The organism is Mucilaginibacter pedocola (assembly GCF_002013915.1).
GTDB classification, from domain to species: Bacteria; Bacteroidota; Bacteroidia; order Sphingobacteriales; family Sphingobacteriaceae; genus Mucilaginibacter; species Mucilaginibacter pedocola.
Window position 1 is genome coordinate 445,357 of sequence record NZ_MBTF01000012.1, and the last position, 23,670, is coordinate 469,026.

Sequence of the window (23,670 nt, forward strand, 5' to 3'; positions counted from 1 at the left end):
TCAAATGTGCAAATATGCAGATGATATAAAATTTGTTTTGATAGATGAATGTTAAACGGGAACTAACAAATCTTGATAAAAAAGCGCTGGTTGAGATACTGGCCGACCTGTATAAGAAAAACAAACAAGTGCAGGAGTACCTTGGCTTATATATTAAACCGGAAGATGAGGCCGGCTTACTGGAGCGGTACTCGGCAAAAGTACGTGAATCATTTTATCCGAAACGCGGCTACACCTATAGCCTTAAAGCCGGAAAAGATGCAATAGCTGATTTTAAAAAATTAGGAACATCGGCCGAATCGTTGATAAGCCTCATGCTTTTATACGTGGAAACAGGCGTAGAATTCACCAATGACTTTGGCGACATTAACGAGGCGTTTTACAATAGCTTGGCAAGCACATTCAAAAATGCACTAAAATTAGCTCGTACAGAAGGCATACTCGAATCGTTTGAGAAACGTGCCGCGCATATACTTCAACAAAGCCAAAACATAGGTTGGGGATTTGAATACGACGTATTGGATATATTCTTCGATCACTACGAATAGAGTTATCGCGCCGTGGTCACCCCACCTCAAGCGAGCTTCATCTGCACATTTGAAATTTGCACACCTGCACATCCGCAGCTTAATTCGCCATTATTCCGTCGCAGCAATTTCTATCCCATACCAACAAGCCTTTAGAGCCATTTACCGTTTCGATGATGTGGATGTATTTGTAAGTTTTGGTTAACTGATCGAAACCTTCGCTGGCCACCTGGATGTTGAGGTCTTCTATGCCGAAATCAACATCATCCTGCAGGCACAGGAAATGCTGGTTTTGCATGGGCAGGAAATCGTGGGTGTAGCCTTTGTCGTGCAGGGCTATAACGCTTTTGGTTAAGTCGTTATTGAGTTTACGGGCGTTGTTTCTTAGCGCATTCATAGGTGTTGTGAGTTTTTCAGTTAATAGGACGCTCGGCTGTTTCAAATAGTTACAAATGAGCTATTTAAAACGAAATTATAACACAACAATATACGTACCAATAAATTGGTGAGGCATTAGAAATTAAAAATAACAGTTGAACAGGTAGGAAAGTTATCCGAGAAATAAAAAAGGGTTTAGATAACGCGGGGGTTTATGCCCTATGAAGAACATAATACAATACATTGTGCCTTAAAACGTAGAAACGCGAGCCCTATAAGTAAAATCACAAATTGAATGAACACGAATTGCACTAATTTATTCGAATTTCACAAATCGCTGTAGATATGGCTATCCGCTACGATTTGTGAAATTCGTTTAATTCTATTAGTACAATTCGTGTTCACTCATCTGGCTCCCTCTATTAAGCTACCGTAAAACTCGGGCACGCTCATGCCGGCGGCGCGTACCTGCTGCGGTATCAGGCTGGCCGAGGATTGGCCCGGGGTGGTGTTTACCTCAATGAAGTAGAAATCCTGGGTGCCTTCCAGCAATATAAAATCTATACGTACCATGCCGCGGCAATTGAGGCGCAGGTAGGCCTGGGTTACTATCTCTCCTATCTCGTGCACCTTTTCGGCGGGCAGGTCGGCGGGGGTAATTTCTTCGGTAAAGCCGGGGCTGTATTTAGCTTCGTAATCAAAAAACTCTTTGATAGTGATCAGCTCGGTAGCGGGCAGCACGGTTATTTTGCCATTAAGGCGGGCAATACCTATGCTAAACTCCCGGCCTTTTATAAACTCCTCTACCAGTATCTGGCTATCCTCGTGGAAGGCTTTATCCAAAGCAGCTTGCAGGCCACCTACGTTGTGCACTTTACTCATGCCTACACTGCTGCCGCCGTTATTTGGTTTAATAAACAAGGGGAATTTCAGCGCGGAAGCAATGGTAGCTGTATCGTGCATATCGCGCTGGTGCAACTGCATCGATTTTGCGGTGTGCAACCCGTGTATACCGTTCACAATAGCCTTGGTGTATGCCTTGTTCATGGTAATGGCGGATGTGGTGGCATCGCAGGTGTTGTATGGCACACCCAGCATATCAAAGTAGCCTTGCAGCTTACCATCCTCGCCCGGGGTACCGTGCACGGTAATAAATGCAAAATCGAACTTTATTTTTTCGCCATTAAGCGTAATGCTGAAATCGTTTTTATCAACGGCAACCGTTTCGCCATCGGCCTGGTGCACCCAGCTATCGCGGTTGATAAGCACGGTGTACACATTATATTTATTTAGCTCGGCCAGGTTGGCGGCTATGTTTTTGGCACTGTTTAGCGATACTTCGTATTCGCCGGAATATCCACCGGCCAAAAGGGCTACGTTGAGAGGTTTCATGTAGCCAAAGATAGTTTTTTTTGATAGTCCGCAAGTCCGGAAGTCGGAAAGTCCGCAGAAAGACAAAAACTGAAGCTTTGAATGCCGACTAAGCAAACCCATCTTGCTGACTTTCGGACTTTTCCGACTTTCGGACTGCATTTCTAAAATTTTTCCGCTATGTTTGAGTTTAATATCGCATCACCAGGTATGAGTAAATTTGGGGCTTATTTAAAGTCGAGGCAGTTCAGGAACACTATTTTATTGGTTATTTCGTCCGTTATCGGCATTGTGCTGATAGCCTTTTTTAGCCTCAGTTACTATACCCGCCACGGCAGCGGCATCCCCGTTCCGCGCCTAAAGGGGCTTGATGTAGATAAGGCCATGGCCATACTGAAAGAGCAGGGCTTTGCCTATAAAATAGATTCCGTTTACGTACCCGATCAGCAGCCCGGCGCCATTGTAGAACAGGACCCCGATGCCGGCACCAACGTAAAAGAAGGCCGTACCATTTACCTTACCATGGTTACCCAACAGGCTCCCAATGTGGCCCTGCCCGATATTATTACCGAACAAAGCATTTACCGCGAAGCCGTTGCCGTACTATCTAATTACGGCCTAAAGGTTGGCGATACCATTTACCGCAGCGATATAGCCCGCGACCGTGTACTGGAAGTGCACTTTAACGGACAGATCATCAAACCAGGCTTTAAACTGCCTAAAGGCTCTAAACTCGACCTGGTATTGGGTAACGGCGAGGGTGCCAGCGAGGTAGATATCCCCGAGCTGATCAACCTTGACCTTGATGCCGCCAAATTTTCTATTAAAGGCGCAGGCCTAACGGTGGGTACCATAACATATGAAGGCACCATTACTGATTCTACCAACGTAGTAGTGGTTAGCCAGTCGCCTATGAAATCCGACTCGCTGAGCCAAACCAGCATTGGTACGCGCATAAACCTTACCGTAAAACAAGGCGAAAAAAACGATGTGCCAAATTAATGCGGCTACCCTGCAGCAGCGCATCCTGAACGGCGAAAAGCTGAACCTACTTGATGTGCGCGAGACATTTGAGTTTGCTACCTATAACATTGGCGGGCAAAATATTCCTGTATCAAAACTTACGGCAAGCATCGAACAGCTTAATTACAACAAAACCGACGAGATAATCGTTATCTGTACCGCGGGTATCCGCAGCGAGAACGCCCGCGGTATATTAAGCGAACTGGGCTACCAAAACGTGCTGAATTTAAAAGGCGGTTTAATAGCTTTGCGGAAAATTAACAACAAGTAAAACACATCCCAACATACATCTATCCATGTCAGCACAACAAAAGCCCTCGGGCGGGACGTTCAAAAAATTCATCATCGCGCTTGTGGTGATTATCATTATATCGCTTGCAGGCACCGGCGTATTTTATTACCTGCGCTACTTTGGCCCCAACGTAACCGATAAGCAGCAATACCTGTACATCCACACGGGATCAACCTTCAACGACGTTTACAGCACCATTGTAAAAGAAGATATGGTGAAAGATACCACCACTTTTATGTGGGCAGCGCATAACATGAATTACGTTAACCGCGTAAAACCCGGTAAATACCGTTTGAAAGAAGGCATGAGCAACCGCGCTTTCATCAATATGCTGAAGGCCGGTAACCAGGAACCTGTGACGCTTTCCATCCACAACATCAGGCTGAAACAACAGTTCTGCGGCTTTGTATCTAAAAAGCTCGAGATGGATTCGGTAGCAATGCTGCGCTTGTTAGATTCGGCCGCTTTTGTAGAGAAATACGGTTTTACTACCGAGAACGTATACACTATGTTCATCCCCAACTCGTACGAATTTTACTGGAACACCACGCCCGAAAAATTCTTCGAGAAGATGTACACCAACTACCAAAAATTTTGGACGCCAGAGCGTAAGGCCAAAGCAGCCGCTATCAACTTAACCCTGCCGCAGGTATCGATATTAGCCGCCGTTGTTGACGCCGAGGCCTTACACGATGATGATATGCCCGCTGTTGCCGGCCTATACCTCAACCGCCTTAAAAAAGGCATGAAACTGGAAACCGACCCTACCGTAATATTTGCCGTAGGCGATTTTACCATAAAACGTGTACTGCATAAAGATCTGATGAAGGATTCGCCGTACAATACCTACATGTACGCAGGCCTCCCTCCCGGCCCTATCATGATGCCATCGGTAAACGCCATCAACTCGGTGCTCGATTACCAGCATAACGATTACCTGTACATGTGCGCAAAAGAAGACTTTTCGGGCTACCACAACTTTGCTAACAACGAAGCCGACCACAAGGTAAATGCCCGCAAGTTTCAAGAGGCGTTAAACCAAAGGCACATTTACCGCTAATGTTCAGGCACGATACTAAGATACGGGTGCGCTACGGCGAAACCGACCAGATGGGCTATATGTACTACGGCAACTACGCCGAGTTTTTTGAAGTTGGCCGCGTAGAGATGCTGCGCAGCCTGGGGCTAACTTATGCAGGCATGGAAGAATCGGGCATTATGATGCCCGTGCTGGAGCTGAATTGCAAGTACCTTAAACCCGCCCGTTACGACGAAGAAATTACCGTGGCCGTTACTATGGCTAAAATGCCGGGCGTGAAGATCCACTTCAAATACGAGCTTTATAACCCAAAGCAAGAGCTGATACACGTGGGCGAAACCCTGTTGGCCTTTATTAATATGAAAACTAACCGCCCCTGCCTGCCCCCGCAGGAATTTATTGATAAACTGAAGCCTTTTTTTGAGTAATTTTATCCATAATGAAATGGATACACCGCTTTTTAAGCCATTTTGAATTTTATCACCGCATAACCGACTGGGCAAAATCCGTTTACATTCCCGGGTTCCGCCCTCTCCCATTGTACACGGTGGTGGTTTTCTTTATCGAAGAAATTCAAAAATCGGCGCTTACTAACAGGGCGGCGGCTTTGGCCTACAATTTCATGCTGGCACTTTTCCCTGCCATTATATTTTTGTTTACGCTGATAGCCTACATTCCTGTGAAAGATTTCCAGGGCGACTTGCTCAGCGTATTTCAAACCGTGCTGCCAACTAACGCTTACCTTGCCTTTAAATCAACCATTGAGGATATTATTAAAAACCAAAACGGCAAGCTACTCTCGGTGGGTTTTGCAACCGCATTGTACTTTGCAACCAACGGTGTGAGCAACCTGATGCAGGCCTTCAACAAATCATCGTTGATATTGGAGACACGTACCTGGCTAAAACGCCGTTTGGTGGCTTTGGCGCTTACCGTAGCAGTGAGTTTATCGTTATTGGTGGCCATCACCATCATGATAGCCGGGCAAGCTGTATTAGGCTTCCTTCAGGATAAGATATTTAGCACGGCGCACTTTTGGTTCTACGTTTTCGCTTTTTCGCGCTGGATAATTGTATTGGTAATATTCTTTGTGAGTATATGCATACTGTACCGCTACGGGCCTTCTAACAAACGGAAATGGAACTTTATTAACCCCGGCTCTATACTGGCCACATCGCTGGCAGTTTTAACATCGGTAGGGTTTACGTACTACACCAACAACTTCTCATCATACAATAAAGTATACGGTTCAATAGGTACCCTCATTGTGGTGATGATATACCTTTACCTTAACTCGCTAATATTGCTCATCGGTTTTGAATTAAATGCCAGTGTTGACCTCTCTAAGCGGAATATACGCATTGTTAAGCCGCGTTATAACAGCTTCCGAGCCCCAAAAACCGACAATACACGCCCTAAAATAAGCCAACACCACAGGTAATTTTTTGGCACACAACAGTTTACAAGTAATTAAAAAAAAGTTAACATCAAATTTGCCAATTCGCCCCGGATTTGTACTTTTGTCCCCGGAGAGTTGGCAGAGTGGTCGATTGCGGCAGTCTTGAAAACTGTTGACTGTAACAGGTCCTGGGGTTCGAATCCCTAACTCTCCGCAAGAAAACAAAAACGCCTTAAACGATAAGTTTAAGGCGTTTTTGTTTTGATATCTTTACGATATGGCGCGCAGCAAATTGGTAATTACCTGATGATCCGCACCGGCTTTTTATGTTCATCAATAGCCACAAACGTGAACTCGCCATGCACCGCCAGTTCCCGGCCTTCGGCATACATCTGCTCTACATAAATTTCTACGGCCACTTTCAGGCTGGTATTGCCAACATGTTTAACGCGCCCCACCAATTCGATGATCGTTCCGGCGGCAATAGATCTTTTAAAATCTATCTTATCGCTGCTAACGGTTACCATCACCTGGCGGCTAAAGCGGGTGGCGGCCATAAAGGCCACTTCATCCATCATGGCCATGGCCGTACCGCCAAAAAGCGTATCGTAGTGATTAGTGGTATTGGGGAAAACGGTTTTGAATACCCGGGTTTCTGAAGCTTGAATACGTTCTGTTAAAGTCATTATCATTTAATAATATTTAACTACCCTTTGTTTGTGCAGCGTTTTATTCGTTCCACATCGGATAATCAATATAACCTTGTTTTCCGCCGCCATACATCGTCGCCCTGTCGGGTTCATTAAGCGGGGCATTTTTCTCAAACCGTTCAGGCAGGTCGGGGTTTGCGATGTAAAGTTTGCCAAAGGAAATCAACTTAGCAATGCCTTTTTCAAGCTCTGCTTCGGCGGAAGCCTTATCATACCCGGCATTCGCAATTACTGCCTGGCGAATCTTCCTGCCAAAGAACTCGACCTCGTCTTTAACGGCATAATGTCCAGGCGCGGCGAAATTGGGGCTGCATCTCATGAGTTCTACATAGGCAAAATCCATTTCGTTCAGTTTTTCGATAAGGTAGGTATAGGTAGCGGCAGGGTCATCCAGTACCATATCTCCATAGCAATGAAAAGGAGATATTTTAATGCCCACCCTTTCGCCACCAACCGCACTGATCAATTCCTGCATCACCTCCACTATAAAACGCACTTTGTTAGGGATGCTGCCGCCGTAAGCATCCGTCCGTTGGTTGGCACTTTCAGCCAGGAACTGGTTAGGAAGATAGCCATTAGAAGCGTGAAGTGTAACCCCGTCGAACCCTGCCGCAATGGCGTTTTTCGCGGCCTGGCCATAGTCCTTTATGGTTTGCCCGATCTCCGTAATCGTCATTTCCCGGGGTGTCTCGTAATCCCTCCTGCCCTGAGAGGTAAAATGCTGCATCCCATGTATAGGCAAGGCTGATGGCGCAAGAGGCAGTTTACCGTTCCTGTCTACAGAATGCCCTATACGGCCGGTATGCCAAAGCTGGGCTACAATAACACCGCCTTTATGGTGTACCGCTTTGGTAACCTTCTTCCAGGCTGCTATTTGTTCATCCGTAAAAATGCCCGGCGTGAGCGGACTGCCGGTAGCTTCTTCACTTATCCTTATAGCTTCGCTGAACAGCAAACCTGCGCTTGCCCTTTGGGCATAGTATTCTACCGTCATATCACCTACCAGACCATTGCTATCTGCCCGGCCCCTCGTCATCGCTGCTATGGCTATTCTATTTTTTAGGCTCATGCCGCCTAACTGTGTTTTTTCTAAAAGCTTCATACGGCTATTCTTTTTCCTTTCGCCGGGCCATACCCTGAGCGATGATGCTGGCAGCGATCAATTGTAAGGCATGGTAAAGCATGAGTGGCAGCAATATGATACCGGTGATGGTGCTGTGCTGAAAGAGCACTTTTGACATAACGGTGCCGTGTACCAAAGATTTTTTTGACCCACAAAATAATACCGTGATACGATCTTCAGCTGAAAAGCCGAACAAACGGCTGAGTAGCCCAACACAAAAGAATACGGCGAAGAACAAAGCCATCATCCCTGCGGCGAGCCCGGCGAGTTCAAGGGCGGTGAAGCCTGCAAAAAGATGTTCGGAGAACGACTTACAGAATGATGTGTAAATGATGGTGAGGATAATTGCCTGATCGAAATACTTGAGTTGTTTCTTATATTTTTCGGCAATAGCCCCAAAACGGGAATTAAGGCTGATGCCGATGACAACCGGCAACAAAACTTGAAGAGTTAATTTGATGACGATATCTGTAACATCAAAATGGCCCGTTGCCGAGGCGATGAACAACCCAACCCAAAGCGGCGTAACCACTACCCCGATCAGACTGGAAATGCTCGCGTTGAAAATGGCAGCGGGAATGTTGCCCCCGGCGATAGAAACCATTACCACCGAAGAGGAAACGGTTGACGGTAAAGCCGCCAGGAAAAATATACCCAACCAAAGCAACTCGAATTGGGTGCCCACGAACAATGAGCGGCATGCCAGAACGATAAGAGGGAAAAACAAAAAGGTTGTCAACTGCACGATGATGTGCATTTTCCAGTTAGCAAGCCCGGCTTTCAGTTTCTCCACGCTCAATCGCAGGCCATAAAACAAAAAGATCAGCGATACGCCTGCATTGGCTATCTGCTCCAGCGAAACAGGTTCTTTAACCATGCCCGGCTGCGGTAAAAAGTAGGCCAGCAGTATCATGGTGCCTATCATTAACAGGAAACCGTCGAAACCTGCTTTACTTAATATTCCTAATAACTTCTTCAATGTAGGGCCTAAATTAAACTGAAAATTCTCTGCGTATGATCTCCGCACCGGCGCTTAAAGCACTTAGCTTACCTCGTGCCACATTACGAGCCAAGGGTGCCATACCACAGTTGGTACTCGGGTAAAGGTTTTCGATATCAACAAATTCCAGCGTTTTACGTAGCGTATCAGCTACCTCCTCGGGTGTTTCTATCGTGTTTGACGCCACATCTATCGCGCCTACCATTACTTTCTTCCCGCGGACAAGTTCGATCAAATTTAAAGGCACTTTGGAGTTGTGGCATTCTAAGGATACGATATCGATATTGGAAGTTTGGATCTTCGGGAATATCTCTTCGTATTGGCGCCACTCCGACCCCAATGTCTTTTTCCAGTCGGTGTTAGCCTGTATGCCGTAGCCATAGCAAACATGTACGGCAGTTTCGCATTGTAAGCCCTCAATGGCTCTTTCTAATGCGGCCATTCCCCAATCGTTCACCTCATCAAAAAAAACATTAAACGCAGGTTCATCAAACTGAATAATATCTACCCCTGCATCCTGTAATTCTTTGGCTTCTTCATTGAGTGCTTTCGCAAATTCCCAGGCCAGTTTTTCACGGTTTTTGTAATGGGCATCGTACAAGGTATCCACCATGGTCATGGGCCCCGGCAATGCCCACTTTATAGGCTGAGCTGTTTGTTTCCGCAAGAATTTAGCATCGTCAACAAAAACTGCTTTTTGGCGTGCAACCTCACCTACAACCACCGGAACGCTCGCATCGTAGCGGTTACGAATCCTTACGGTCTTTCGGTTCTCAAAATCCACACCACTTAAATGCTCAATAAAAGTGGTTACGAAATGCTGGCGTGTTTGCTCCCCGTCACTAATGATATCCACGCCGGCCAGTTGCTGTTCCTGCAAAGAGATACGCAAGGCATCCTGTTTCCCCTCCAATAACTGATCGCCTTCTAATTTCCAGGGCGACCATAGTTTTTCGGGGGGTGCAAGCCAGGCAGGTTTGGGTAAACTTCCCACAATAGAAGTGGGCAATAATGTTTTGATCATAAAATAATGTTGTTGTGTAATAGAATTAAAGTGCGAAACTGGCAGACCACTGCTCTAACAGGTTTCTGTAAGGCTTTATAAAATGCTCTTCAGCATATTTACCCTGTTCAACAGCCAGCCGGCTGCGTTCTTCGCGGTCATAAACCACGCGGGTCAGTGAATAATCTTCGTGTTTAAGGCTTGGTTGATAGATCTCTGCCGCCACTGAGTTGGCATTATAAATTTCAGGGCGATAGATCTTCTGGAAAGTCTCCATCGTGCTGATCGAACTGATTAGTCCGAGATCAGTATAATCAGCAAGCAGATCACCCGAATGATAAAAAGCCATCGGTGCCACACTATTCGCAGGCATGAAAAAACGCACTTTTAAGCCCATTTTACCGAAGTATTCATCAGTGAGTGAATACTGATCCTGCAGATACTCAAAACCCAAAACCGGATGCTGATACTCCGTACGGGTATACGTTTTGTTACTCGATACACTTAGGCAAATGATCGGCGACATCTTAAAGTGCTCTTTATAAGTTACCGAACTCACAAAGCATTGATAAAGCTTTCCGTGCAGATCACCGAAATTTTCAGGGACAGAAAAATTGGGTTTGTTTTTATTGTACTCGGTCAATAAAATACTGAAATCATAATCGCGGACATAAGAAGAAAAATTGTTTCCGGCGACACCTTCGATATGCTGATTGGTCTTACGATCGAAAATATTCGTTTTCAAAACTTCGATCAACGGAAGATTATTCACGCCATTTTTATCATCAATATGCATCGTTACCGTGATGATCTCCAGCTCTACCAGGTAACGGTCAGCTTTGGGGTTATCCCAATGAGCTAATGCATTGAATCGATTGTTGATCATATTCAAGGCATTGCGTAAGTTTTGTTGGCGATCAGCTCCCCTGGCCAGGTTCGCAAAATTGGTCGTCAGGCGCGTTTGACTTGAGGGATGATAATTTTCATCTAAACAGGTGCTCTTTAGCGAGAACACAAAATCATTCTTGATGGTATTTTGGGTATTTTCCATGTATTTCCTTTCGTTTGTTTCGAATCTGCCGGCATGATCGTTCCCCTGTTAATTGGTTAATGATCATTAAAAAGGTCTTGGTTATTCCGGATACGCCAGGAAAAGAAAGCTTTAATGGATGAAATATAGGCACAGGCGGGCACAACCAACCCTTGCGGGCAGGCACCTTAGCTGTACAATATGACCAATAACCTCTTTACGCGGAAGTATCGTCAATTCAGTAAAGGCAGGTATCCTGACTTGTAACGGTTTTTACCGGCCTTCCCGTTTGCACAGTGGCCATTATGGGTAAAAACTTATTGTGTTACTTACAGTTGCGCGACAGCTCGTGATTTGCACACGATTCCCTATTAATTCACCGCTAAGTAAAACCTTTACCAATTGCTTGAAATATGCAAAGAACCTGAGTTTTAAACTCTGTCCAAAGTTAAATAAACAGTTATTAACGCTGCAAATAATATAAAACTTCAACTAAAATTGCTTTAAATTACATTTTAATTAACTTTTTATGCTGATAGGCTATACCTTTGCGGCTTGTAAAAGTAATTTATGCTATGGAGCAATTGGACGAGATAGATCTGAAATTATTAAGGATACTGGGTAACAACTCGAGCCATACCATTAAAGAACTTGCGGAGAAGGTAAATTTGACGCCATCGCCGGTGGTACAACGTGTAAAACGTTTAGAAACCAGTGGGTATATCAAGAAGTACATTGCGCTACTGGACTCGGAAAAGTTTAACCAGGGTTTTATTGTGTTCTGTAACATCCGCCTAAAACAGCACGACCGCAAGGTGGGCCACAGCTTTGTAGAGGATATTCTGAAGATAGACGAGGTTGTGGAATGTTATAACATCTCCGGCGATTATGACTTCTTTCTGAAAGTGTATGCCCGGGACATGAAGCACTACCAGGATTTCGTATTCAATAAACTGGGTTCGGTAGAGAGCATCGGAAGTACGCACAGCACCTTCGTAATGGCCGAGATCAAGAATACGCACAACATCATTTTCTAAAAGCGGCATTTGAACAGTGGCTTCCCCCAATAAAGCTCCATTTTTAGTACGGCCGATGCAGAACATATTGGTGAACCGGGCAATATCGGCCAAAGTGAGGCCACTCTCTACCAACATTAGGCCCCGGCTCAACCGGGCGCCACCCAACTGCTCTCATCGTTATAACTTCATTCTATCCATATCAGCGCCCGCAAAACAGATCTAAGTTGGCGCTTATGCTTCGGGAGCTTTTTCAGGGCAACCTTGAATACTTTAAAATTTGATCAGCATCACGTTGATCAAACCATTTTGCTCTCGAACAACTCACCAAAATTTGCGAAGGTTTCATTAGCTGAATTAATGGCCGCGTCTTCATCAGCTTCAGTTTGTGCTACGGCATTCAGTTGGGCTACAAATGCGCCCCAAATACGGCCGGTATCGGCACCGTAGCCCGAGAAAAACGAGAACCCTTTGTCCATGCCGTGCTTTTGCAGCATCTGTACAATATACTGCCCGCCCATAATAGATCCTTCCATTACGTACAGGGCACCCATGGCTTCAACCGCATTAGTAATAGTTGGTACGGTTACCGGTGGCAAATCGTTCACATCCGAGCCAAGTTCTTCAATATCGGCTTTCAGGTAGCTGGAGTTACGGCGTTCGGCATAGTCGGGTAGAACTCCGGTAGTGATGTAGGGTTTTATGGCAGTTTCCAGGGCGCTGAAATAGGCGTAGAAATTCTTCAATACGTTAGCATAGTCGGCATTACTGCGGATCGACTTCAGTTGCAGTACCACCTTTTTTTCGAGTTGCTGGTGCGGGGTTTGTGTGGCGTCTTTAATTTTTGCGCTTAGCATGGTTCTTTCAGTTTTAAGTTGATGTATCCTTTAATCATTTTGTGCTCAGGTTTTGCTCCCATACTCTTGCACAAAGTAACAAAAAGTAAGATAAGGTGTAGGCCAGTAAAGATCGTTTACGGCGGGTGGGTTGTCCTTGTAAATACTAATGAGTTCTAATTTAACGTATTTACCCGAACTTAATTTTATAACATAAGTACGGTTTTTTATTGCTTGCATAATGTGCGAGCAAAGGCTATAATTATACCATCCGGGCCAACGGCAGATGCTGCACGGCCCACTTTTGTAATGGTACTTTGGGCAAAGGTTTGGTCTGATGGTGCATCGGTTACCTGGCCATAATCTGTATCTACCTTAACAATAATGCCACAGGCAGATATTTTGCTGTTATAATTGCAGCTGACAGCGATATCCCATTCGGTGGTATTTAGGTATTGAGCCGTGTCGGCAGCGGTTTTAAGCCATATTTGTTTGTGGACTTTCAAGTTGAACAGGAAACTGTAAAACGGGCGCTTTGTTTTGCCTGGTGTTCCGTATGTTAACGATGCTTCGGTATCGCTGGCAAGGTTGGTTAACAAAACGCATTAATCCGCTTATCAATAAATTAAACATCTCTACCGATAGCTTAGGAAGCAATTAGTTTACTCCCCCCGAAATAGGCATGTAATTTTCTTTCCTATTTATTGCTGCGCAAAAGCACAGGTTTAATTCCTGCATGGGTTGGTGTAACCTGCTTAATGGTTCCGTCGGTGTTGAAGTCCAGTTTATCTATACAAACCTCGCGGTTGTAACCGGCCGCATCGCCCATGGTTATGCCTTTAGGGTAATTGAAACGATGGTAAACAATAAACCAATCATCGGTGCCCGGTACTTGTATTACCGAGTTATGCCCCGTGCCGTAAATGCCTGCCTTTTCATCTTTTGCAATAACCGTATTATGCTCTGATACTTCGATGGGGCCCGTAGGCGATTTAGAAGTTCCGTAACGTACGGTGTAGTTAGGGTCGCGGGTATCGTTTTCCGACCACATAAAATAATAGGTGCCCTTACGGTAAAAAACATAGGTACCTTCGTTGTAAGTTTTGGTGGGGGTTAAAATTTTGGTAGTACCGGGCACTATAGAAAGCATGTCGGCGCTTAACTCGGCTACTGCCATATAGCTGTTGCCCCAATACAAATAGGTTTTGCCCGATATTGGGTCGGCAAAAACATCAGGATCTATTTGCTGGCCACCCTTCACCCCTTCCGGCAATTGCGCCAGCAAAGGCTTACCCGAATCTTTAAAAGGGCCTGCAGGATCATCAGCTACCGCTACGCCAATTTTTTGAGCGCCGGTGAAGTAATAGAAATATTGGTATTTACCATCCATCTTCTTCTCAATGATACAGGGTGCCCAGGCATTCCGGTTAGCCCAGCTCACATCGGCAGGCAGATCAAGTATCTTCCCTTCATCTTTCCAATTCACCAGATCGGGCGAAGAAAATGTTTTAAAATAATTACCCGACCAGCCATCAAAGCCATCGCTTGTGGGGTAAATATAAAACTTACCTGTTTTTTCGGCATACAGTACTTCGGGGTCGGCGTAGTAACCTGTTAGCGCGGGGTTATGAGTTTCTTGTGCAGTAACGTTAAAAACATCAGGCTTTTTACCGGCTATGGTAACTGTATACTTAACCGGTCCGTTACTAAAATTCTGCGGTTTGGAAGGGCTTACCGTAACACCCGGAAACAAAACAAACGCAGGATCGAACGAGCGAAGATCAGTACCCGGCACTACGGGCAGATAAAGCTTTTTTTCAGCATCGTTAAAAGTTATGTTAATGCTTTTGATTTGTTTATTACCGGCCGATAGCAGCACGTCCTCCGGGGTTTCCCACTCCGCGCTCAAACGCGCCGCCTCTTTTGCGGTAATAGGGATCACGGTACCATGGCGCGGATGAAAGTTCATGCTTACCTGGTCGTCTATACGGGTAAAATGCTGCAAATCATTAGTCCGCGTAAACTGGTACTTGCCCTGCGTATACATGTCGTACATTAAAACATAACTGTTGGTGTTATTCAATTTAAATGTACCGGCGCCTTCTACAGGGTCTTTTGTTTGCTGCACGTACGTATCGCGCAAAACATAACCCGAGGTAAGCTTATCTGAAACCGCTATTTTAATGCCGGCCCCGCTCCCTTCTGTTTTAAAAAACAAGTAATACTTTTTGTCTTTATGAACTATATCACCATCTATACAGGCGCCACCGTCGGGTTTAAAAAAAAGCTGTTTGGGTTCTGTTTCCAGGCCTGTAAAATCTTTATTAGCGTAAGCATAATAAATTTTATCCGCCTCGTTACCAAACCGCATCGACCAGTAGAGCATATACTTGCCCGCCTGCTCATCGTAAATGGTTTGCGGTGCCCAAACCCTGTTAACCCCGGCAAATTTCTTAAAAGCCAGCGGCACATTCACCACTTTCGATGTCCAGTGCACAAGATCGGCAGATCGCATTAACACCATACCCGAATCGGGTCCCCACTGATACTTTTCGGTATTCATATCAGTGGCTACCATGTAAAATGTTTTACCATCGGCCCCGCGTAGTATATGGGGGTCGCGCACACCGCCCGTAGCACTAATATCTTTTGAATTAATAACCGACTGGTTTTTGTTCAGCGCCCTAAAGTGATAACCATCTTTGCTAAGTGCAAAGCGGATATGCTCCCCGCCTTTTCCACTTGTAAAATAGGTGAAAAGATAAGCGCTGTAATGCTCCTGGGCATGGGCTTTAATTGTAATAAACAGTGCGACAAAACTGTAAAGGAAGATTTTTTTCTTCATGTAGTATTGGGGGATAAGCCATAGCATATAATGTTGCGATGGTATTAAAATACTGTTATTTCGGCGGTGGATCAGCAAACCCTAAATGCTCAACAGTATTAGCAGCGCGCAATATAAAAATAAATTATTAATCGTTATTTAAACACTTAATATCGTTGGCTTATTTGGTTAGCTTATTGCTCTACAAGCCGCTCTTGATAGCCCGGCCATTACTAAATTAAGTAAATCATAGTTGGTAATTGCTCAATTCCCGGCAACACCTTCCGTGGTCATCACTATCCGTTTAATAGTACCATCGGTGTTGTAAAATAATTTATCGATACAAACAGAACGGCTGAAGCTGCCGCCATCGGTGTTTATTCCGCCGTTGTGGTAAATAAAATACCATTGGTTTTTAAACTCCAGTATCGCTTGGTGGTTGGTATTGCTGTTGCCTGCAAGGTCGTTTAAAATGCCTTTATAAACGTATGGCCCGCCAATATTATCCGCTATAGCATAAGCGGTCTTTTCAGGAAACTCGGTAGCGTAACTCAGGTAATATTTTCCCTGGTATTTATGTACCCATGGTGCTTCGGTAAAGCGCATGCCCTCGAACTGTATTTGCTTCACTTCGCCATCAATTTCGGTCATGTTAGCTTTCAGCTTGGCATAATAACATTGCTGGTTACCCCAAAACAACCAGGCCTGCCCGTCGTCGTCAATAAAAACTGCCGGGTCTATACAAGCCCAGGAATGGTTCGAAGCAAAACAATCCTTATTGGTTAATAAGGGTTTCCCAATGGCATCCTTATACGGCCCTTCCGGCCTATCTGCTACACCCACGCCAATACCATACGTATTGGTACTGATATACCAGTAATATTTACCGTTGCGTGCAATTACCTGCCCGGCATAGGCATCGCCGCTTTTAGCCCATGCAAAATCTGTTATTTTCATAGGTACCGGGTATTCTGTCCAGGTTTTCATATCCACGGTAGAAAACGCCAGCCAATCTTTCATTTTATAACCGCGTTGGCCGCCTTCAAAATCGTGCCCGGCAAATAGCCAAAGCGTGTCATTATTAACCATAGCTGCGGGGTCGGCGGTGTAGTGATGCGTAATGATGGGGTTTCCCTTGGCCGTGAAATGAAAGTTATCGCCGGGTGCCACAGGCTGCACCATTGATGCGGGTACGCCTCCCCACTTATTCTGCAAACGCCTCGCCTCCTCTTTGGTGATACCGATAACACTGCCATGCCGCGGGTTAAAATTCTTGGTGAACGTTTCGGGCTTATCTGTAAATTGGAACAGATCGGTACTGCGTTGAAACTCATAGCGGCGGTCGGCATACAGGTCGTACATCAATATGTACTCGTTTACATTATTCAGTTTGAACACGCTGGAGCCTTCTACCGGTACTTTTTTGTCCGAGTAAGCATCAAGGTATTTGAAATCTTCTTTCCAAGGTCCCTTTAGCGATTTGCTGGTTGCCTGCTGAATACCGTTTTTAAACTCCTTTCCATCAGCATCTTTGGTATTGCCCTTATAAAAAAGATGGTATATTCCGTCCTTGTATACAATGTCGGCGTCTATCGATCCATACTTTGCCCTGAATAATAATTGCGGCTCGCTTTCTAACCCGTCGAAATTTTTGGTGGCATAGGCCGCGTAAAGATCGAGTTTATCGCTGCCTTTAAGAGCTATAGTAAAGTACACCAGGTATTTTTTTGCCTTAGGGTCGTAAATAGTTTGCGGTGCCCACACCCACTTCACGTTACCGAACTTTTTGGGATATGCTTTGGCTATATCAATATAGCTATGCTGCCAGTTGATCAGATCGCCCGACTTCATCATCACAAAGCCCGGATTGCTTCCCCAGCCGTCTTTAACGGTGAACATATCGGTTGCGGTAATATAAAAAGTATTACCATCCGCACCGCGCAAAATATGAGGGTCGCGGATACCGCCGGTATGGCTGATATCTTTCGACGGAATAATGGGTTGGTTATCGTTCAGCGCGTACCAGTTAATACCGTTTTGGCTGGTTGCAAAACGTAACTGCTCCTGTTTATTACCATCGCCCGAGCCTTCAAAATAAGCAAAAAGATAGCCGTCCAAATTCTTTTCTGAACCCGGCTGTGCCGATATCCTGAATGAAACGATACATAGAAAAAGAAACGTGATAGAGGCAATCTTTTGCATTTTAAAATTCATATTCGGGCTATTATTTAATTTTTTTGATCAGTTAAGGCGTCCAAAACCGGGTGATCTATTCCTTTGAGTTCAGTTTGCCCCGGCTTTATCAGTTCCAGCACTTTCACTTCGTTACGGCCGGCCTTTAACCATTCGGCCGGTACGTAAAGTGTTTGCTGCGGGCCAATATACCAGTAACGGCCCAAATTATGCCCATTTACCCAAACAATGCCCTTACCCCAATTGCTCATATCGAAATAAGAGTCGGCTGCTTTGGCTAAGGTGAACGTGCCGCTTTTTATTACGGGCTGGTTTACGGCCGGCTTACCCGCTTTTAAACCAATTTTAGATATATTATTGAAGGGCAGCCCGTACATTTTCCAATTGTTTACCTCTTTGCCGGCAAATACTACCTTATCGGTAATACCTTTTTTGTTTTTAAGCAGGTACGGGCCAAAGTTGATGCGGCCAAGGTTTTCTACCAGTACGTCAAGCACTACCTTACCTTTTGGCAGGCTAATGTTAACGCTATCCTGTTTCAAACGCCTATCCAGTATGGCCACGCGCTTGCCGTTAACGTACACCAGCCCGTAATCGCGCAGGCCGTTAATTTTGAGCAAACCTAATTTACCTCCATCAAGCGTTGTGCGGTACAACACAAAGCCATAATCCTGATTCAGATCCTCAAAAGTAAGCGGCTTCGGGTTCAATTTTGGAGCAGGCAGAATATCAAAAACGCTTGCGGTATGTGTTAGCTTAATTGCGGGTATGGCCATTGATGGTTTTGCAGCAGGCACATCGGGCAGGGTTTGGCCTGCGGGCAGATGTTTGGCTATCACAGCCCTAAACTTCATGAATTTATCGGTAGCGTTGCCGGCCTCGTCAAGCGGTGCATCATAATCGTAACTGCTTATTTGCGGTTCGTAAGGGTCCTTGTCGTTATAATTGGCACCATTCATAAAACCGCGCGTGCTACCACCATGGAACATGTACATATTGATAGATATGCCTGCGCCCAACACAGCATCCAGCGGACCAAGGTATTTTTCGGCAGGTACGGTATGGTGTTTTGTTCCCCACCAATCGAACCATGCGGGGTACCATTCTGCTATAAAATAAGGGCCTTTGCCCGCGTGGTTATCGCCAATAAGCTTTTTAACTTTTGCCACATCGTCTACACCGTTTATGGCAGGTAGCAAGCCTGGCAAATGGCCGTTTTTTATAGCGGCTTCAGGGTCGCAGGTGTAAAGCAGCCCGTCGAAACCGGCATCTACAAACATTTTACGGTTTAGTTCCAGGTAGGCTTTGTCGCTACCATAAGAGCCGTATTCGTTCTCTATCTGCACCATTAAAATATTACCGCCATGGTTTACCAGTAGTGGCGATAGTTGCTTACCTACCTGCGTAAGGTACTTTTTGTAGGCGGCCAGGTATTTAGGCTCGGTGCTACGCACCACCAGCCCATCTTCATTCTCCAGCCAATAAGGGTAACCGCCAAATTCCCATTCGGCGCATACGTAAGGGCTGGGGCGCAGTATTACCCAAAGCCCCTCTTCCTGTGCGGTTTTTACAAAAGCCGCAATATCATTGTTCCCTGTAAAATCGTACTGGCCTTTTTGCGGCTCGTGCACGTTCCAAAACACATAGGTACCAATAGTATTTAAGCCCATGGCCTTTGCCATTTTCATGCGTTGCCGCCAGGCCTCGCGCGGTACGCGGGTGTAGTGTATTTCGCCGGAGATGATCTGTAGTGGTTTGCCGTCGAGCACGAACGAGGTATCGCTGAGCGAAAAACTGTGCTTTGCCTGTTGCGCCTGCACTGTACCGACAATGAATAGCGTAACCGAAAGCAGTGTTAGTTTAATAAAATTCATATATAAGCGAAAAATGATCTATTTTACATTTAGGGTTAGTACTGTTGCTTTTAAACCGGGCGAACTTACCGTTACCGTTATGATACCAGGATTACCATTAGTTTGAATAAAGGCTAATAAGCGGCCGTTAAGGGCTTTGCGTTGGCTTCCCTGGTAATCTTCGTGGCTGCTTGTGCTTCCGCTTTCCAAACCGATAAGTTTAGCAGGGCCTTTTACTGATACCGCTATTTCGTTATCTGCATTGAAAACCGGGATGTTGTTTTCATCCAGCACCGATATCTCCACCTGGCTTAAGCCTTTTGCTTTTGCGGTAAATAGTTTTTTATCTGCTGATGCTATAAGCTGATAAGCATTTGCCGATGTTTTAATACTATTGCTGCAAACCTCAGCACCGTTGTTGTAAGCTTTTACTACCAGTTCGCCGGGTTCAAAATCAACCAGCCATGAAGGTATGCGGCCCGGCGTGGCGTTACGTGATTGTTTGCCAAGCGAACGCCCATTCAGGAAAAGTTCAGCTTCCGGACAATTGGTGTAGCAATCTATTTTTATCTTACTGCCGGGCTTCCAGTTCCATGTCGGTAAAGCATTTCTATGGCTCCAAATGCCTTTATCTTCGGCACTGTTTATCTCCCGTGCGCCTATGTAAACCATCGGCTTATCGGCCCATAAACTTTGCCTGTAAAAGTATTCGGGCTTTTTAAAGCCAGCCAGATCAATAAGCCCTGCGCCATTGCTGCGTTGCGGCCATTTGCCGGCCTCGCCAAGGTAATCTATACCCGTCCACAGGTATTGGGCCGATATATACTCGTTACTGTCAACAGCATTCCAGGCTTGGTGCGCCATGCCATTTTCGCTGCCATAAATAATGCGGTTGGGGTACTTTTTATGGTCGTCGGCATAACGGTACTCCTGGTAATTATACCCTACTACATCCAATACCTCGGGATAGCCCACCTCGTTAGACATTACCACTCCGGCAAGCGCAGCAGTTACCGGCCGTGTGGTATCAACCGCCTTTACAGCAGCCACCAATTGTTTAGCTATAGGCGTAAGCCCGCTTGCCGCCGGGTGATCGGGCAGGTAGCCTTTGCCGTATATCTGCTGGTTACGACCGGTGTTGAGTACCTCGTGGGTGTATGGGTCGTTAGGGTAATCTATTTCGTTACCAATGCTCCACATGATGATGGATGGGTGGTTACGCACGCGCAATACCATATCGGCAACATCCCTATCGGCCCATTCTTTAAAATATTCGTGGTAACCGTTTTTGGAGGGAGTGCCCACATTCCAGCCGGCCACCCACTTGTTTTTGCCTATCTCCCACTCGTCAAAAGCCTCATCCATTACCAAGAAGCCCATTTTATCGCACAGATCGTACAGGTAGTCGGCATGCGGGTTATGGCTAAGCCTTAACGAGTTTACCCCTGCTTCTTTTAATATGGTCAACCGGCGCACCCAAACTTCGGGCGGCACGGCAACACCCAGCGCTCCGGCATCGTCGTGTACGCAAACGCCTTTAAGTTTGGTACTTTTATCATTTAAAAAGAAGCCATCATTCTTATCAAACCTGATGCTGCGGATACCCACATTTTGCACCACCTCGTCAATCTTTTGCCCATTGCGCATTATTGCAACAATAAGCTTATACATGTCGGGCTTTTCGGCAGACCATAGCCGGGGTGATGACACCGCCTGATCAAATTCCACATCGCCGTTGCCGGGTTTAAGCTGCATTGTTTTTTGTGATGATGAGGCTACCCGGCCGGCATTATCAAGCAAACTGGCCTTTACTAAAATAGGTGCCACTGTTTTGCTGCTGTTGTTAACGGATATTTTAACTTTAACAGCGGCCCGGGTTGCCGAAACCTGCGGGGTAGAAAAAGCCACTCCCCAGGTGTTTACATGCACCGCATCTTTCACGACAAGGTAAACATTACGGTAGATACCCGAACCTGTATACCAGCGCGAATCTGCAAAGTCGCTATGGTCGGCTTTTACTGCGATGGTATTTGTGCCATTTAGCTTTAGGTATGGGCTGAGGTTGTATTGAAACGAGATAAAGCCATTCGGCCGTTTGCCCAGCAAGTGACCGTTAAGCCATACTTCACTGTTCTTGTAAACACCGTCGAAATAAATGAACACCTGTTTTCCGCGCCATTTTGCATCGCCGGCAAAACTCTTTTTATACCAGCCTATGCCGCCGGGTAGGTAGCCTGTGGCGCTGGCCCATTCGTCGCTAAAGGGGCCCTCGATGCTCCAATCGTGCGGCAGATCAACAGTTTTCCAGGCCTTCCCCGCATCAATACCATCAATGCCGCCGGGTATGTCGCCCTTGTGAAAACTCCAGGAAGCATTAAATGATGCGGGGGCCCATTTATCCTGAGCCTTTAAAACGCTTAATGGCATTATCAAAACCAGCAGCGCTGCAAACCTGAAGATCGTTTTATTTATATCCATACGAGTTTATATGCTTTATTTAATAATGCCTGTAATGGTCAACACCGAGCGCGGGGGTATCACGCTGTTATTCCCAGTTATTTTGCCGGGCTTTAGTTCGGCAGTTTGCGATGTGAGGTACGATGCCCCGAATTGCACCTTAGCCGTGCCGGAATTTAAGTTTACTGCTATTGCATTGGCAGTTGGGTTTATTATAACAACCGTTAAGGCCTTGTCTTTTTTAAAGGCCGATACCATTAGCCCTTTACCTGCCTCTGCCGATACTTCGGCATTTACGCGAACGGCTCCGGGCCTTACAAAGCGGCTATAGTTGCCGAAGGCCCACAGCATTTTGCTGGTATAAAAGGTTCCGTCGGTTTTATTTTTATCTACGTAGATAAGCCCGTCTTTATAATCATACGCGGATAACGCCGTCCACCATTGCCATGCCGAAGCATTGGCAACAGCCAGGTCGGTATGAATTACCGATGCCAGATATAATGCAGAATTGATACCCAGATCGCGTTTATTACCATCTATCTCACCGGCATTATCTCCGAGTATACAATATTCCGATTGCCAGAAACTGAGGCCTTTTATTGTTGCAATGGTATCGGCCAGTTTCCTCCTTGCTTCTACAGATGATGCCATGGGCGATGTGCTGAAATAGCTGTGGGCCGCTATTACAGGGCTAACGTTGGGCAGCGCACCAATATAGTTCGGCGATCCGCTCCTAAAAAAATCGGCTACCTGGCTGCCCTTACCGGGTTTGTCGCCTGCGGTAAATAAATAGTTTATGCTCCCTGCCTCGGCCAGTAATACTTTTGAGCCGATGTTAGCTTCGCTAAATTTCTTGTCTATTGCCCTTGCAAGCCCGGCTATTTCGGTATTGGTGTAGGGGCAGCCTTCCTGGCCACCATCGCTCCAATCCCATTGGGGTTCGTTTACCGGGCTTATATAATTGAGGTTTACATTACTAACCTTTTTGATACCCTTTACGGTATTAGCCAAAAATGCCGCAAAGGCATCGTATTTATCAGGGGCGATATTAACCTTGCCGCCGTTGGCAAACGCTTTGCCGTTGGTTGTGAACTGTACCGGCGGCGTGTTAGTGAAACCTAAAAATTGGTTAACGCCGCGTTGCTTAGCAGCTTTTAAAAACCAAACCTGCCCGGCCTGATTTTGCCAGTTGTAACTTCCATCCTCGTTAAGGAACGATTCGGCACGGCGCCATTCATCTTTTATGCCGCTTGCATCACCTTGTTGTGTGCTGCCTCCGCCAATATTAAAGCGCCACAGCGATAAGCCTATCCCCTTGGGCGAGCCATCGGGGTTGCTATCCATGCTAAATAGCAGGTCGGCAATTTTATCGCGTTTGCTATCGGGCCAGTTGCCTACAAACTGGCAGGCCCATGCATCCGAAGCAGCAAAGTTGCTGATGGTTTGATAAGTTTTTGATATATCGATACTAACAGTCGCTTCCCCGGACTGCCCATTGGCAACCTGCCCGCCTAATGCCATAAAAGCGATGCCTAACAGGGCAAATTTTAATTTAGAAGTGCTTGTCATGGTTAAAAAATAGAGCATATATGCCAA

21 protein-coding genes, 1 tRNA gene and 1 riboswitch are annotated in these 23,670 nt (G+C 45.8%); of the genes, 8 read left to right on the top strand and 14 right to left on the bottom strand.

What is annotated here, in order from left to right:
- Positions 1 to 44 precede the first annotated feature (44 nt).
- On the top strand, positions 45 to 548 hold the full coding sequence (locus BC343_RS14340; RefSeq protein ID WP_078348480.1) for a DUF6155 family protein: 504 nt from the start codon (positions 45 to 47) through the stop codon (positions 546 to 548).
- A 79-nt stretch (positions 549 to 627) separates the two neighbouring features.
- Here BC343_RS14340 and BC343_RS14345 read toward each other — a convergent pair whose 3' ends face one another.
- Positions 628 to 924 carry a hypothetical protein gene (locus BC343_RS14345; RefSeq protein ID WP_078348481.1) on the bottom strand — a complete coding sequence of 99 codons (297 nt, stop codon included), beginning with the start codon at positions 922 to 924 and terminating at the stop codon, positions 628 to 630.
- A 386-nt stretch (positions 925 to 1,310) separates the two neighbouring features.
- Positions 1,311 to 2,297, bottom strand: a complete 987-nt coding sequence (locus tag BC343_RS14350) for a D-alanine--D-alanine ligase (RefSeq protein WP_078348482.1) — start codon at positions 2,295 to 2,297, stop codon at positions 1,311 to 1,313.
- Positions 2,298 to 2,486: 189 nt separating this feature from the next.
- Between BC343_RS14350 and BC343_RS14355 the strand changes: the two genes are divergently transcribed.
- The 6 genes from BC343_RS14355 (at position 2,487) to BC343_RS14380 (ending at position 6,243) form a co-directional block, all read left to right on the top strand.
- Complete coding sequence (locus tag BC343_RS14355) at positions 2,487 to 3,278, top strand: PASTA domain-containing protein (protein WP_078348630.1); 792 nt, start codon at positions 2,487 to 2,489, stop codon at positions 3,276 to 3,278.
- Complete coding sequence (locus tag BC343_RS14360; protein WP_078348483.1) at positions 3,265 to 3,570, top strand: rhodanese-like domain-containing protein; 306 nt, start codon at positions 3,265 to 3,267, stop codon at positions 3,568 to 3,570. The genes BC343_RS14355 and BC343_RS14360 overlap by 14 nt, the downstream gene beginning before the upstream one ends.
- Positions 3,571 to 3,595: 25 nt before the next feature.
- On the top strand, positions 3,596 to 4,651 hold the full coding sequence (gene mltG, locus BC343_RS14365) for an endolytic transglycosylase MltG (protein ID WP_078348484.1): 1,056 nt from the start codon (positions 3,596 to 3,598) through the stop codon (positions 4,649 to 4,651).
- Entirely contained in the window at positions 4,651 to 5,058 is a 408-nt protein-coding gene (locus BC343_RS14370; RefSeq protein ID WP_078348485.1) for an acyl-CoA thioesterase, read from the top strand. The genes mltG and BC343_RS14370 overlap by 1 nt, the downstream gene beginning before the upstream one ends.
- Before the next feature lie 11 nt (positions 5,059 to 5,069).
- Positions 5,070 to 6,071 carry a YihY/virulence factor BrkB family protein gene (locus tag BC343_RS14375; RefSeq protein ID WP_078348486.1) on the top strand — a complete coding sequence of 334 codons (1,002 nt, stop codon included), beginning with the start codon at positions 5,070 to 5,072 and terminating at the stop codon, positions 6,069 to 6,071.
- Positions 6,072 to 6,158: 87 nt separating this feature from the next.
- A tRNA-Ser gene (locus BC343_RS14380) sits at positions 6,159 to 6,243 on the top strand.
- An 85-nt stretch (positions 6,244 to 6,328) separates the two neighbouring features.
- On the opposite strand, the gene BC343_RS14385 is transcribed toward BC343_RS14380, so the two are convergent.
- Genes BC343_RS14385 through BC343_RS14405 form a run of 5 tightly spaced genes read right to left on the bottom strand, consistent with a single transcriptional unit; the run spans position 6,329 to position 10,916 of the window.
- Positions 6,329 to 6,715, bottom strand: coding sequence for an acyl-CoA thioesterase (locus BC343_RS14385; RefSeq protein WP_078348487.1), 387 nt, complete (start codon positions 6,713 to 6,715; stop codon positions 6,329 to 6,331).
- 43 nt (positions 6,716 to 6,758) lie between these two features.
- Positions 6,759 to 7,841, bottom strand: coding sequence for an alkene reductase (locus BC343_RS14390; RefSeq protein ID WP_078348488.1), 1,083 nt, complete (start codon positions 7,839 to 7,841; stop codon positions 6,759 to 6,761).
- A 4-nt stretch (positions 7,842 to 7,845) separates the two neighbouring features.
- Complete coding sequence (locus BC343_RS14395) at positions 7,846 to 8,889, bottom strand: bile acid:sodium symporter family protein (protein ID WP_394333380.1); 1,044 nt, start codon at positions 8,887 to 8,889, stop codon at positions 7,846 to 7,848.
- Positions 8,855 to 9,886 carry a methionine synthase gene (locus BC343_RS14400; RefSeq protein ID WP_202909790.1) on the bottom strand — a complete coding sequence of 344 codons (1,032 nt, stop codon included), beginning with the start codon at positions 9,884 to 9,886 and terminating at the stop codon, positions 8,855 to 8,857. The genes BC343_RS14395 and BC343_RS14400 overlap by 35 nt, the downstream gene beginning before the upstream one ends.
- A 25-nt stretch (positions 9,887 to 9,911) precedes the next feature.
- Positions 9,912 to 10,916: a DUF1852 domain-containing protein gene (locus BC343_RS14405; protein WP_202909791.1), complete on the bottom strand. Its 1,005-nt coding sequence runs from the start codon at positions 10,914 to 10,916 to the stop codon at positions 9,912 to 9,914.
- A 208-nt stretch (positions 10,917 to 11,124) separates the two neighbouring features.
- Positions 11,125 to 11,307, bottom strand: a riboswitch (cobalamin riboswitch).
- Positions 11,308 to 11,443: 136 nt separating this feature from the next.
- Between BC343_RS14405 and BC343_RS14410 the strand changes: the two genes are divergently transcribed.
- Positions 11,444 to 11,932 (top strand): Lrp/AsnC family transcriptional regulator, encoded by a 489-nt coding sequence (locus tag BC343_RS14410; protein ID WP_238381775.1) that lies wholly within the window; start codon positions 11,444 to 11,446, stop codon positions 11,930 to 11,932.
- A gap of 278 nt (positions 11,933 to 12,210) precedes the next feature.
- Here the strand turns inward: BC343_RS14410 and BC343_RS14415 are convergent, their stop codons facing one another.
- The 7 genes from BC343_RS14415 to BC343_RS14445 all read right to left on the bottom strand — a co-directional run bounded on the left by BC343_RS14415 (position 12,211) and on the right by BC343_RS14445 (position 23,643).
- Entirely contained in the window at positions 12,211 to 12,768 is a 558-nt protein-coding gene (locus BC343_RS14415) for a biliverdin-producing heme oxygenase (protein WP_078348491.1), read from the bottom strand.
- 206 nt (positions 12,769 to 12,974) lie between these two features.
- Positions 12,975 to 13,346, bottom strand: a complete 372-nt coding sequence (locus BC343_RS14420) for a hypothetical protein (protein WP_078348492.1) — start codon at positions 13,344 to 13,346, stop codon at positions 12,975 to 12,977.
- A gap of 98 nt (positions 13,347 to 13,444) precedes the next feature.
- Positions 13,445 to 15,592 (bottom strand): family 43 glycosylhydrolase, encoded by a 2,148-nt coding sequence (locus BC343_RS14425; RefSeq protein ID WP_078348633.1) that lies wholly within the window; start codon positions 15,590 to 15,592, stop codon positions 13,445 to 13,447.
- A 243-nt stretch (positions 15,593 to 15,835) separates the two neighbouring features.
- Positions 15,836 to 17,773 carry a family 43 glycosylhydrolase gene (locus tag BC343_RS14430; RefSeq protein WP_078348634.1) on the bottom strand — a complete coding sequence of 646 codons (1,938 nt, stop codon included), beginning with the start codon at positions 17,771 to 17,773 and terminating at the stop codon, positions 15,836 to 15,838.
- A gap of 26 nt (positions 17,774 to 17,799) precedes the next feature.
- Positions 17,800 to 19,638 carry a glycoside hydrolase family 35 protein gene (locus BC343_RS14435; protein WP_078348493.1) on the bottom strand — a complete coding sequence of 613 codons (1,839 nt, stop codon included), beginning with the start codon at positions 19,636 to 19,638 and terminating at the stop codon, positions 17,800 to 17,802.
- 18 nt (positions 19,639 to 19,656) lie between these two features.
- Entirely contained in the window at positions 19,657 to 22,095 is a 2,439-nt protein-coding gene (locus BC343_RS14440) for a sugar-binding domain-containing protein (RefSeq protein ID WP_078348494.1), read from the bottom strand.
- A gap of 15 nt (positions 22,096 to 22,110) precedes the next feature.
- Positions 22,111 to 23,643, bottom strand: a complete 1,533-nt coding sequence (locus BC343_RS14445) for a glycoside hydrolase (protein WP_078348635.1) — start codon at positions 23,641 to 23,643, stop codon at positions 22,111 to 22,113.
- Positions 23,644 to 23,670: the final 27 nt, after the last annotated feature.